Source organism: Thomasclavelia cocleata (assembly GCF_900102365.1).
GTDB classification, from domain to species: domain Bacteria; phylum Bacillota_I; class Bacilli_A; order Erysipelotrichales; family Coprobacillaceae; genus Thomasclavelia; species Thomasclavelia cocleata.
The window spans coordinates 1-13,087 of record NZ_FOIN01000060.1 but is presented as its reverse complement, the minus strand read 5'-3'; the positions used below and the strand labels follow the sequence as shown (position 1 = coordinate 13,087).

Genomic DNA, 13,087 nt, shown 5'->3' with positions numbered 1-13,087 from the left:
AACTTCAATAACAGTTCTACAAATATCATCATGAGCAATATCTTTTTCGAAAGATAATGAAAAATCCAGTAGCATATTCGGTTGATATGCGTTATAATTTTTTGTGTGTAGTGTTGTATTCATAACTAACATTATACCAAAAAACACGGATGACCGTGTTTTTTTTCGTTTTTTTGAAACTGAAATGAGTTATTTACTCGTTACAGCCCCTTTTAAAACTGTGATAAAAGCAAGTACAAAATTTTACTGTTATAAAGATTGTAAGGTGAAAATGGAGAATATAATTCAAGAGATAAAAGATTTTAATTTTTAGCTTTTATTCAATTAAAAATAAAAATGGACTGGCAAGCACGAACAGTCCATTTTTCAGAAAGGAGGTGTATTACACCATACAAATGTATCACCTATTATTATGATAATCATTATTCTCAATTATTTCAACAAATATTATAATTTATGTATATTCATTAAATGAATTGTAATATAATAGGCATGTCGCAACCACTAGTTGCGAAAATGAAAACTAGAATGTCTAGAGCAACCAAACATTATTATGCATAATGTAGGTGATTTAGGGAGGAATAAAATTATGAATATAGAAATCGCAAATAGATTAGTTAAGTTACGTAAAGAAAAAAAGCTTTCTCAGGAAGCTTTGGCAAATGAATTAGGAATTAGTCGTCAAGCAGTTAGTAAATGGGAACGGGCCGAAGCTTCTCCTGATACAGATAATTTAATTTTGTTAGCTAAACTTTATGGGATATCACTGGATGATTTATTAAGGACTGATCAAGAAGAATTTGAAAGTGGTAATAATCAGACAGAAACAGAATATCAAAGTACTACAGAGAAGAAAAAAGAAAGTGTCCATATTAGTTTAAAACATGGAATTCATGTTGTTGGTGAAGATGGTGAGGAAGTACATGTAGGATGGAATGGAATTCATGTTGAAGATCCTAATGAAAATTCAAGGGTCCATATTGATGGTTCTGGTGTTTTTATAGATGATAAAAAATATGATCATGATGAATGGCAAAAAATACGTAAAGAAAAAGGATGGGATCATTACTATGAAGATTATACTAAATTTCCTTTTGCTTTAATTATAATAATTGCTTATATTGGAATTGCATTATATACTAATGCTTGGCATCCATTATGGATATTTTTATTAATTATCCCAATTATTGAAGGGGCTATTGGTGCTGTTAAGCATCATAATATGAATAGGTTTCCATATCCATTATTAGCGATTCTTTATTTTTTATATGCAGGATTCTATCAAAATATATGGTCACCAACATGGTTGATTTTTTTGACAATACCATTATATTATTCACTTGTTAATTATTTTAGACATCGAAAAAAAACTAAATAGACAATTGAAGAATAACCAAGCAGTTTGCAACTGCTTTTTATTTTGGAAATTATGTAATATTAGAGTATGTTTATTGTGTTTGTTTTTGCTATATTTTTTACTTATGTGTTATAATTGAGTTAACCAATGGTAAAACCATTGTAAGTAGAAAGGAGGGGTCTTATGAACTTTTTATTTATATCACCGATGTTTCCTAAATCATATTGGCATTTTTGTGATCGAATGAAACATCATGGTGTAAATGTATTGGCAATCGGGGACATGCCTAATAGAGAAATAAGCGATGAATTAAAAAGATCAGTGACTGAATACTGTTATATTGATGATATGGAGAATTATGAAAATGTGTATCGATGTGTAGCATATCTGGCTAGTAAATATGGGAAGATTGATTGGTTAGAATCTAATAATGAATATTGGTTAGAGTTAGATGCTAAGTTAAGAACTGATTTTAATATTAATACAGGGATGAAAGAAGATATTATAAAGATTTTCAAGACTAAATCTGGGATGAAAGCTTATTATAAAAAAGCGGGTGTTAAAACTGCACGTTATCATTTGGTAGATACACTTGAAAATGGGAAGAAGTTTGTTGAGGAAGTAGGATATCCAGTAGTAGTTAAGCCAGATAATGGCGTTGGGGCAGCTGCTACATATAAGTTAAATAATAATCAGGAATTAGAGGATTTTTATAAAATTGAGCATATTACTCAATATATTATGGAAGAATTTGTTAATGGATTAATTATTTCTTATGATGGAATAGCTAATAGTCAACATGAGGTATTGTTTGAAACATCACATGTTTTTCCTAATTCAATAATGGATGTTGTAAATAAAAATAGTGATATGCACTATTATTCATTGAGAAAGATTCCTGATGAACTTGTTAAACTAGGAAGAAGTGTGGTAAAAGAGTTTCCAGTAAATGCAAGGTTCTTTCATTGTGAATTTTTCCAATTATTAGAAGATCGACCAGGACTAGGTAACAAGGGAGATTTTATTGGTTTGGAAGTTAATATGCGACCACCAGGAGGTTATTCACCTGATATGATGAATTGGGCTAATGACATTGATGTATATGATATCTATGGTGATATGGTTGTTTATGATCATAGTAATTATTATACTGATCGCCCATATCATTGTGTTTATTGTGGACGTCGTGATGGCAAAAATTATTATTATAATGATGATGCACTTGTGGCTATGTATGGAAATCATATTATGATGAATGAAAGAATGCCTGATATATTATCAGGGGCAATGGGGAATTATACATATACAGCTCGTTTTGAAACATTGGAAGAAGTAAACGAGTTTATTGAAAAGGTATTACAGGAGGCATAGTGATGAGAGTCGAATATTTTAAAGAATATAGTAATTGTTTGAATCGGGATATGGAGTTTAAGGTTTATGGTCACGCTGGAATGCCTTTATTAGTATTTCCAGCACAAGATGGTCGTTTTTATGATTTTGAAAATTTTGGAATGATAAATGTTATTGCTGATAAAATTGAATCAGGGCAAGTACAAGTGTTTTGTTTAGATAGTATTGATGGAGAATGCTGGTCAGATGAAGGTGGCGATAATTCACATCGTACTTATATGATGGAACAATGGTATTATTATGTTGTTGATGAGCTGGTACCTAGAATTTTTGATATTAATGGTACTGGAAGACTTATTTATACAACAGGATGCTCTATGGGAGCAACTCATGCAGCTAATTTTATGTTTAGAAGACCAGATCTTTTTCAAGGATGTATTTGTTTGAGTGGTTATTATGATAGTGATCTTTTCTTTGGTGATTATCATGATGAAATTCTTTATAATAATAGTCCGATTCAGTTTATAAATGGGATGTCTTATGATCATCCATATGTAGAAATGTATCGTTATCGTGATATTATTTTATGCTGTGGTCAAGGTGCTTGGGAAGATGAAATGATATATTCCACATCTAGAATGAAAGAGTTACTAGATTATAAAGATATTCCTGCGTGGATTGATTTTTGGGGAAATGATGTTAATCACGATTGGGACTGGTGGCAAATTCAGTTACCATACTTTTTAAATCATATTTTGTAAAGGGGGAAATTTTATGAATGTAGTATTTATTTCACCACACTTTCCATTATATTTTCATAATTTTTGTTCACGATTAAAAATTCGTGGTGTGAATGTTTTAGGAATTGGTGATGCAGATTATCATGAGATTAGTAAGGAAACAAAGGTAAGTTTAAGTGAGTATTATTGTGTTAATGATTTAGAGAATTATGATGAAGTTTATAAGGCTGTTGCGTATTTTATTAGTAAGTATGGAAGAATTGATTTTATTGAGAGTCAAAATGAGTATTGGTTAGAAACTGATGCTAAACTTAGAAGTGATTTTAATGTTGTTAGTGGAACTAAGTTTGAAGATCTGGCAGTAATGAAATATAAATCAAAGATGAAAGCTGTTTATGAAAGTGTCGGTTTAAATGTAGCTAGATATTGTCTAGTAGATAGTTTTGATCATGCTTTAGCTTTTATTGAAAAAGTTGGCTATCCAATTGTAGTAAAACCAGATAATGGAGTTGGAGCAACGTCTACATATAAATTAAATAATCAGCAGGAATTAGAATATTTCTTTGCTACTAAGGATGATCGTATTTATATTATGGAAGAATATGTAAATGGTCATGTTGAGACATATGATGGTATTGCTGATTCTAATAAGAATGTTTTAATAGCTAATAGTACAATCATGTTGAATTCAATTATGGATAATGTAAACGATCACTGTGATACAGCTTTTCAAAATCGTTTTGTTAAAGGAACTGATATTGAAAAGGTTGGTCAAAAAGTAGTTAAGGCCTTTGATACTAGAAGTAGATTTTTTCACTTTGAATTCTTCAGATTAGATGCTGATAAAGATGGATTAGGAAAAAAAGGAGATTTAGTAGGTCTTGAAGTAAATATGCGTGCACCTGGTGCTTATATGCCAGATATGATGAATTTTAGTTATGATAGTGATGTTTATACAGTCTGGGCTGATATGATAATTTATGATAAGTGTTTTTTGGATTTGAAACAGCAATACTTAGTAGCGTATATTGGACGTCGAGATAACTTTGATTATTTATATGATAATTCTCAATTAAGAGATCAGTTTGGTTTTGATATTGTTTTAGATGTTGATGTACCTGAAGCATTGAGTGCAGCAATGGGAAATCATGTTTTTATGGTTAGAAGTAATAATCAAGATCATCTTGATTATATGATTGATGAGTTCTTAAAAAGAAAAGATGGAAGTAGCTGGAGATAGTTTTAAAGGCAATTTTTTGGAGTTTTTAAAATTTTTTTAACACTTGTTGTGTTATTTTAAAAAAAACTCTTCCATTTTTCGTCAAATATGTTATGATAATAGTGGTTCGAATGACGAACCACTTTATCCCAAATGTGCTCTCGCACAAAACGAAGGGAGAGTATTATGCTCTTCCCTCCCCACAAGTTAGAGCGACGGCTCTAACTTTTTATAGACGATGATAGACTGATCGATTTGATTGATCTGTGATTTTAAGTTCAAAGGGTCAATTAATATTTGGGAGATTATTAATGAAGCTAGAATTTATTAATTACTTATCAAATATGAATGAGCTTATATTATCAGTATAAGTGACCAAAATAAACTTGCTGGAACCAATAAAAAGGTGATCTTAATAGATCCCTTTTTATTTTGTGTAAAAAAGAAACCTTATTTAAAGTTTCTTTTTTATTAAATATTTGTTGTTAATAAAAATATTTAAATTAATTTAAAATAAAAGAAATTACTAATAAATAGAGTTGTAGTATTTTATTTAATGTAGAATATTATTGGTAATATAAATAATAAAAAGATATTATTTATTTGAATGATTATTAGGTAATAAAATAGAAAAGGGATAATTGTTTTATTTAAATTAATGTAGTAAGATAAAAGAGCGTGTTACGCTCTTTTATTGTGAAAGGATGGAGATTATGGAATTAGAATTAGTAATATTTGATATGGATGGTTTGATGTTTGATACAGAACCTATTGGGGCGAAATGTTTTAGAGATGCTGCAAGAGAGTTTGGGTATATAGTAGATGAAGAATTTCAAATGGGATTGATTGGGATGAATGTCCATGATCATGTGTTGAAAGTTAAAGAAAAATTTGGGGATGATTATCCAGTATTTGAAGTTAGAGCTTTGGCTAGAAAGATGCGAATGGGATACTTTTATAAACATGGTTTACCGATTAAGCCAGGATTAAAAGAGCTGATAACATATTTAAAAGAAGCGGGAATTAAAATAGCGATTGCTTCATCATCACCAATTAGATTGATTAATGAATATTTGGAATTAGCGAAAATGAAAGATATATTTGATTTTGTTATAGATGGTGATTCGGTTGAACATGGTAAACCTGATCCAGAATTGTTTTTAAAAGTTTTGGCTCATTTTAATATAGATAGTAATAAGGCGATAGTATTAGAAGATTCAACTAATGGAATTTTAGCTAGTCATAAAGCTAAGATACCAGTAATTTGTGTACCAGATTTAGTAGTAAATAAACCTGAAGTTTTAGCACTTACATATAAAACATTACCATCTTTATTAGAAGTTAAGGATGAGATAAAGAATATTTTAGGAGAGAATAAATGTTAGGAACTATAGTAAATACATTAGCTGTTGTTGTAGGGGCTGCTATTGGTTTATTGATTAAAAAGGGAATCCCAGAACGAATTGGTGACTCTTTGATGAAGGGTTTAGGATTATGTTCAATTTATATAGGTATTAGTGGAGCTTTTAAAGGCGAAAATACATTAATAATGATTATTTCAATCGTTTTAGGAACTCTGATTGGGGAAGCTGTTGATATTGATAAACATGTAAATAGTGGTGTTAGAAAGATTGAAAAGAAGTTTTCTAAAGGAAATAGTGGAAATAGTATTTCGCAGGCTTTTATAACTTCAAGTTTACTTTTTTGTATTGGTTCGATGACAGTTGTTGGGGCAATGAATGCAGGTCTTTTGGGTGATAATACAATGTTATTTACTAAATCTACATTAGATTTTTGTTCTTCGATTATATTTGCTTCGACTCTTGGAATTGGAGTAATATTATCAGCTGGTTTTGTTTTGATATATCAGGGAGGTTTAACTCTTTTAGCAATTGCTGCTGCTCCTTTGTTAAGTAATAGTGTAATTAATGAGATGACTTGTGTAGGTTCTTTAGTGATTATTGCAACAGGATTAAATTTATTAGGAGTAACAAAACTAAAATTAATGAATTATATTCCTGCTATGTTTTTACCAATTGTTTTATGTATGTTTATGTAATATAAAAAGAGGTTTGGGACAATAGTCTTGAAACCTCTTTTTAATAGATTATATGGATTAATAGCCCTTTTATAATTGATTTAAAAGAATATTATATTAAGAGCTTTTATAATAAAAAGTTCTTAATATATTGAAAAGGGGGTGTATGAGTATGGCAATTTATAATATTCATGCTGGACATAACTTTAAGGTTAGTGGTTCAAGCGGATATTTTAGTGAAACAACTGAAAGTAGAAATGTAAAAAATGCAGTAATATCTAAATTACAATCTTTAGATTATAAAGTATATGACTGTACTGATGATAGTGGTAAGACTCAAAATGAAAATCTTAAAAATATCGTATCTAAATGTAATGATCATGTAGCAGATTTAAATATAAGTATTCATTTTAATGCTTCAAATGGTCAGGGACATGGAGTTGAAGTTTTGCAATATTCAAATAAAACTAAAACAGCAGCTCAAAATATTTGTAATGCGATAGCTCAATTAGGATTTAAAAATCGTGGAGTAAAAGATAGAACTGATTTATATGTGCTTAAACATACAAAGGCACCAGCTATCTTAATTGAGTGCTGTTTTTGTGATAGTGCAATAGATGCAGGTCTTTATAATTATGATTCAATGGCAACTGCTATTGTTAAAGGATTAACAGGGCAGGTAGCAAATCGGGTTCCACAACTAAGTGATAATTGGATTAGTAGATTGAAAGCTGAATGTAAAAAGCAGGGTTTTAGCAATTATCCTACTGTAAAAGAAGGGGCTAAAGGTAATATAACTAGATTAGTTCAAGAACGTCTTAATAGTGTAGGATTTAATATATCTGTTGATGGAATTTTTGGAGAAAATACTAAGAAAGCTGTTATGGTATTTCAAAAAAATCGTGGTTTAAGCCAAAATGGTATCATTGATTCTAATACTTGGGATTATTTGATAAGTGGAAAGAAATATTAAAAGTATAAGTCTGGATTATATTAAGATATAATCTAGACTTTTTAGTCCATATAAGTCTGCAAGGGTTTGGCAAAATATTATATAATTTAGTTGTATAATAATTATGGGAAGGAGAAGAGCAATGAGGGAGTTAAGGGAAGCATCAAACAAATTGTGCGATACTGTAGAAAAGTTAAAACAAGATAAAGATATAGAGGGGGCAGTAGAAAAATTACGTTTAATAAAAGATATGTTAAACAGAATAATAAAGGAAAATAATTAATAGAATAGTAATTGGATATCTTATGAAATAATTATGGACGGCACAAGAAATTGTGTTGTTTTTAATTTTATAAAATATTTCTTGAAACTAATGATAAAGATTTGGGATAATATATGTATGTTTATTGATTTTCTGGAGGTAAAATGAAAGCAAGAGGTTATTTTCTAACAATTTTATCTGCTGTTATTTTTGGTTTTACACCTGTATTAGCTAAAGTAACTTATTCTATGGGTAGTAATGGAATAACAATGGCATTTTTTCGTCATTTATTTGTAATTCCAATTTTATTTTTTATTATTAATTTTAAAAAGATTCCTTATCAAATTACTATTCATCAGTTAAAAAATATTTGTTTAGTTGGAATAATTGGTAATGCTTTAACAGTTGCTGCTTTATATACTTCGTATAGTTATATTCAAGTAGGAAGTGCAACAGTACTTCATTTTCTTTATCCAATGTTTGTTTCCTTGATCTGTTATTTTTATTATCAAGAGAACTTATCAAAAGCAGTTAAAGTTTGTTTAGTAGTTGCTAGTATTGGGATATTGTTTTTTATTGAGTTAGGTGGAGCATCGTTTTTAGGTTTGTTTTTAGCATTGTTTTCAGGAATAACTTTTGCTTATTATATAATTGGAATTGAAAAACTTGGTTTACAAACAATTAATTCTTATGTTTTAAATTTTTATTTTGCAATTGTAATTTCGATATCATTATTTATCATTGGTTTATTTAGCGGGCAGTTAAATCTTATTTTACCAGTTCAGGCTTATGAATATTCATTATTAATTGCAGTTCTTACATCAATTATTGGAATTATTTGTTTACAACAAGGAGTTCGTTATTTAGGAGCAGCGACAGCTTCAATTATGAGTATGTTTGAACCAGTAACTAGTGTTATATTTGGAATCATTATCCTTCAAGAACAGTTAACGATTATTAAATTATTGGGATGTTTAATAATTTTAGTAGCAATTACAGGATTGATTATATTTAATAATAAGTAAGATTAATAACTTATAATGAAAACCAGATCTAGCTTCTGGTTTTTTATGCTTTTGGTCATCTTGATTAAGCTGTTTGTATATGTAATATAAAATGATTCTTACAATCACATATACTATGATAGAGACAAGATAATAAAGTCAATAAGGCATTTATCTTTTCTGTTTAGAGTTTTTAATTATAAAATTGAAAAACTATGATTTCTCTCATTCTTATATCAAATATTTAGACATAATTATATTTTAAATATGTAAAGATATATTTGTTTAGAACTATATTGGTTTATAAATCTAGGTAAAGGATATTTTCTTTGATTGTTACTAGAAGTATTATTTGATAGAATAAAGAATAGTAATAGGTTTAGCTGGTGAGTATCGGATTGATAAAAAGGAGGTAAAGTTTATGTCTAAATATGTTATGGCTTTGGACCAGGGGACAACTAGTTCACGATGTATTATTTTTGATCATCAAGGAAAGATAATAGCTAAGGCTCAAAAAGAGTTTCAACAAATTTTCCCAAAACCAGGATGGGTTGAACATAATCCATTGGAGATATGGTCATCACAACTATCAGTAATGATTGAAGCACAGGCTTTAAGTAACATAAAAGCAATTGATTTAGCAGGTATAGGAATAACCAATCAAAGAGAGACAACAGTAGTTTGGAATAAAGAAACAGGGAAGCCAATTTATAATGCAATTGTTTGGCAATGCCGTAGAACAGCAGAAATGATTGATAAATTAAAAATAGATGGATTAGAAAAAAAGGTTATTGAAACAACAGGATTAATACCAGATGCTTATTTTTCAGCATCAAAAATTGCCTGGATATTAGAAAATGTGGATGGAGCAAGAAAGTTAGCAGATGAAGATAAATTATTATTTGGGACAATTGATACATGGCTAATTTATAATCTAACGGGTGGTAAAGTACATGTTACTGATTATACAAATGCTTCGAGAACAATGTTATATGATATTAAAAATTTATGCTGGGATAAAGAATTATTAGGATATTTTAAGATTCCTTATAGTATGTTACCTGAAGTTAAGGCTTCTAGTTGTATTTATGGTTATAGTAAAGAAGGAATTTTAGGTGGAAGTGTTCCAGTATGTGGAGCAGCTGGTGATCAACAGGCAGCATTATTTGGACAGTGTTGTTTTGAAGCGGGTGAAGCAAAAAACACATATGGCACAGGGTGCTTTTTATTAATGAATACTGGCAAAAAATGTATCATTCAAAAAAAGGGTTAATAACTACAATTGCTGCAAGTAATGAAAAAGAAATAAATTATGCTTTAGAAGGTAGTGTTTTTGTTGGTGGGGCAGTAATGCAATGGTTGCGTGATGGTTTAAGGATGATAAAAAATGCACCTGAATCAATTGAATATGCATTAAAGGTTAAAGATACTAATGGAATTTATTTGGTTCCTGCTTTTACTGGATTAGGTGCTCCTTATTGGGATCCATATGCAAAAGGAACTGTTGTAGGACTTACAAGAGGAACAAGTAAAGAACATTTTGTAAGAGCAGCATTAGAATCAATTGCTTATCAAACTAATGATGTGATACAGGCAATGTTAGAAGATACAAATATAAATTTGAGCTGTTTAAAGGTTGATGGTGGGGCAAGTGCAAATAATTTTTTAATGCAGTTTCAAAGTGATATTTCAAATTGTTTTGTCTATCGCCCAGAAATAATTGAAACTACTGCTTTGGGTGCTGCTTATTTAGCAGGATTAGCTGTTAATTTTTGGAAAAGTAAAGAAGAAATAAAAAATAACTGGTTATTAAATCAGGAGTTTAAACCAGTTATGAAAATAGAACAACGAGCAAAGTTATTAGAAGGATGGTCTAAAGCGGTACGTTTTGCTTTAATGTGGAAAGATATTTAAATATTAAAAATAGTGACTAGTTTATTTTATAAAAGATTTTGAATATGAAAAGTTTCTTACTAAATGTAGCAGTAAGAAACTTTTTTAATATAGTTTATTCTTCAGTTATAAACATTTTATAAATTGCTCGAATAGCATTATTAAAATGAATATTTTTAACACCCACAATAATATTTAATTCAGATGAACCTTGATCAATCATTTTAATATTAATATTTTCTTTTGCTAGAGCAGTAAAAATTTTAGCAGCAGTACCACGGCCATCTTTCATTCCTCTACCAACAATAGCAATTAAAGCTAAATCAGATTCCAATTCAATAGAATCAGGTTGTACAGCACGATGAATCCCAGCTAATATTTCCTGTTCTTTATCAATAAAAGACTCAGTTTCAACTACAATAGTCATCGTATCAATCCCAGAAGGAGTATGTTCAAATGATAGATTACTTTCTTCTAGTACTTCTAAAACTTTACGACCAAAACCAATTTCACTATTCATCATATCTTTTTCAATCATAATTGTAGCAAAACCTTTTCTACCAGCAATCCCAGTAATTACATGATCTGGTTTATGACATGTAGTTTCGACAATTAGTGTCCCTTCATCTTCAGGACGATTTGTATTTTTGATTTGAATTGGTATACCTTCATTACGAATTGGAAAAATAGAATTTTCATGAAGTACACTTGCACCCATATATGATAGTTCACGCAACTCTTTATATGTAATTGTACCAATTGTAGCAGGATTTCTAACAATTCTAGGATCAGCAACTAAAAAGCCTGATACATCAGTCCAGTTTTCATATAGATCAACATGTCCATTTCGGGCAATGATTGAGCCTGTAACATCACTTCCACCTCGAGAAAAGGTTTTGATTGTATTGCTCCCATCATTTAATGAACCATAAAATCCTGGAATAACAGCATTTTTAACCTTGTTTAAACGTTCAGATAAGATTGGATCAGTCATCTTTTCATCATAATTTCCATTTTTATCAATAAAAATGACTTCACTTGCATCAATAAATTCAAATCCTAAATAATTTGCTAAAACGATACCATTTAAATATTCACCACGACTAGCAGCATAATCAATACCAATTTTATTTTGAAAAGCTTTTTTTATAGTTGAAAATTCTTTTTCTAAAGATAAGTCTAATTTTAATTCATCGATAATATCTTGAAAACGATTTTTTATTTTATTAAATGTCTCCTCAAAAGACTGATTATCTTTAGCATTATATGCTTGATACAATAAATCTGTTACCTTTATATCTTCTTTAAATCGCTTACCTGGTGCAGAAGGCACAACAAAGCGTCGTGATTCATCACTTTTAATTATTTTAGCAACTTTTCTAAATTGGGTTGCATCAGCTAATGATGAACCCCCAAATTTAACGATTTTCTTCATACACTTCCCCTTTTTATAAATGTTTAATAAAAAAATACCATTTTTTAGCGATTACATCAAGATAAATATTAAAAAACAAATATAATTATATAAATTTAGAAAGTGAAAAAGGAAAGCCTGGTTGTAATTTTTGTTAGATTCTTCCATTGCTTTCCCATTTATTTTATCTTCTTATCAATGTTTAATAATATCTATTATTCATGTATCTCTTCTATTCGTTGTTTAAATTTTTCGTATACAACTTCTTCAAAAATTATCTTTTTAATCTCTTTTAACTGCTTAATATTCAGCGATGATACCCATTCATCATCTCTTATTCCATATCTCGCTTCAATTAAATCTATATTTTCTTTTAATGCACCCTTAGCAAAGCCCTTTATTTCCCCTTCAGCTCTTCCTTCAGCCAATCCTTTTTCATATATTTCCTGCTTTTCTGATTCATTTGCTGCCCTGTTTAAATCTCTTTTATAATACATGTCTCTTAACTCTGCTTCTTCATTAAACTTTTCCAACTTCTTTTTCATGATATTTATCACTCCCTGGTCTGTTAAACCAATTATATCATTATCTATTCCGTTTTTGAATATGTATAGTGCCAGTTCTATTCCTGTCATCCTTTTTAATCCTTTCTGTTTCCTGATAATATTTATATATGGCAGTTGGACATAGCTTCTGGTTGTAAGATTATACTTTTCTACCATTCCTTCATCGTTGATACTTCTGTATGTATCAATAAGTTTCAGATTATCCTTATCAATATCATCGATAAAGATGATCTGATATACTGGATGTGCTGTTTCTGTATAATCCTTTCCCTTTTCCTTTTGTGATGCAAGT

Annotated in this window: 11 protein-coding genes and 1 pseudogene; 10 read left to right on the top strand and 2 right to left on the bottom strand. The window is 29.5% G+C overall.

The genetic code is table 11. The annotated features are described in order from the left end of the window. The first annotated feature begins 589 nt into the window (after positions 1–589). From BMW96_RS13170 to glpK, 10 genes and pseudogenes are all read left to right on the top strand, one after another. The gene (locus BMW96_RS13170) at positions 590–1,378 is read left to right on the top strand and encodes a helix-turn-helix domain-containing protein (protein WP_092356852.1); all 789 of its coding nucleotides are present in this window, start codon (positions 590–592) and stop codon (positions 1,376–1,378) included. 162 nt (positions 1,379–1,540) lie between these two features. Continuing rightward, complete coding sequence (locus tag BMW96_RS13165) at positions 1,541–2,728, top strand: ATP-binding protein (RefSeq protein WP_092356849.1); 1,188 nt, start codon at positions 1,541–1,543, stop codon at positions 2,726–2,728. A gap of 2 nt (positions 2,729–2,730) precedes the next feature. Beyond that, positions 2,731–3,468 (top strand): esterase family protein, encoded by a 738-nt coding sequence (locus BMW96_RS13160; protein WP_092356846.1) that lies wholly within the window; start codon positions 2,731–2,733, stop codon positions 3,466–3,468. A 13-nt stretch (positions 3,469–3,481) separates the two neighbouring features. Further along, on the top strand, positions 3,482–4,687 hold the full coding sequence (locus tag BMW96_RS13155; protein ID WP_092356843.1) for an ATP-grasp domain-containing protein: 1,206 nt from the start codon (positions 3,482–3,484) through the stop codon (positions 4,685–4,687). A 692-nt stretch (positions 4,688–5,379) separates the two neighbouring features. Further along, positions 5,380–6,051, top strand: a complete 672-nt coding sequence (locus BMW96_RS13150; protein WP_092356840.1) for an HAD family hydrolase — start codon at positions 5,380–5,382, stop codon at positions 6,049–6,051. Next, on the top strand, positions 6,045–6,725 hold the full coding sequence (locus tag BMW96_RS13145) for a DUF554 domain-containing protein (RefSeq protein WP_092356837.1): 681 nt from the start codon (positions 6,045–6,047) through the stop codon (positions 6,723–6,725). Before BMW96_RS13150 ends, BMW96_RS13145 begins: the two co-directional genes overlap by 7 nt. Before the next feature lie 151 nt (positions 6,726–6,876). Further along, positions 6,877–7,677 carry an N-acetylmuramoyl-L-alanine amidase gene (locus BMW96_RS13140; protein WP_092356834.1) on the top strand — a complete coding sequence of 267 codons (801 nt, stop codon included), beginning with the start codon at positions 6,877–6,879 and terminating at the stop codon, positions 7,675–7,677. Positions 7,678–7,798: 121 nt separating this feature from the next. Continuing rightward, complete coding sequence (locus tag BMW96_RS14275; RefSeq protein WP_157796043.1) at positions 7,799–7,939, top strand: hypothetical protein; 141 nt, start codon at positions 7,799–7,801, stop codon at positions 7,937–7,939. A gap of 143 nt (positions 7,940–8,082) precedes the next feature. Then, positions 8,083–8,943, top strand: a complete 861-nt coding sequence (locus BMW96_RS13135; RefSeq protein ID WP_092356831.1) for a DMT family transporter — start codon at positions 8,083–8,085, stop codon at positions 8,941–8,943. A gap of 400 nt (positions 8,944–9,343) precedes the next feature. Then, positions 9,344–10,836, top strand: a pseudogene (glpK, locus tag BMW96_RS13130) (glycerol kinase GlpK). A 94-nt stretch (positions 10,837–10,930) separates the two neighbouring features. Here the strand turns inward: glpK and BMW96_RS13125 are convergent. Together BMW96_RS13125 and BMW96_RS14270 are read right to left on the bottom strand one after the other, a co-directional pair. Continuing rightward, a complete protein-coding gene (locus BMW96_RS13125; RefSeq protein WP_092356828.1) occupies positions 10,931–12,250 on the bottom strand; it encodes an aspartate kinase in 1,320 nt (439 codons plus the stop codon). A 194-nt stretch (positions 12,251–12,444) separates the two neighbouring features. Then, the coding region (locus BMW96_RS14270) for an RpnC/YadD family protein (RefSeq protein WP_177165856.1) at positions 12,445–13,087 on the bottom strand (643 nt) is incomplete at its 5' end.